Below are 281 nucleotides of genomic sequence, written 5' to 3'. Positions count from 1 at the left end.
GACCGACCACATCGTCGGACTTGATGGTCAGCAGCTCCTGCAACGTGTAGGCCGCGCCGTAGGCCTGCATGGCCCAGCACTCCATCTCACCGAAACGCTGACCACCGAACTGCGCCTTACCACCGAGGGGCTGCTGGGTGATCATCGAGTACGGACCCGTCGACCGCGCGTGGATCTTGTCGTCCACCAGGTGATGCAGCTTCAGGATGTACATGTAACCCACCGCCACCGGATACGGGAACGGCTCACCCGACCGACCATCGAACAACACCGACTTACCG

Annotated in this window: 1 protein-coding gene; it reads right to left on the bottom strand. The window is 61.9% G+C overall.

What is annotated here, in order from left to right:
* On the bottom strand, positions 1-281 hold a 281-nt coding region (locus RJ03_RS20075), incomplete at both ends, for a DNA-directed RNA polymerase subunit beta (protein ID WP_036504706.1).

The organism is Nocardia aobensis NBRC 100429 (genome assembly GCF_000308375.1).
Taxonomy (GTDB): Bacteria; Actinomycetota; Actinomycetes; order Mycobacteriales; family Mycobacteriaceae; genus Nocardia; species Nocardia aobensis.
Note: the sequence above shows the minus strand (reverse complement) of the source record. Positions and strands in the feature narration are given on the sequence as shown.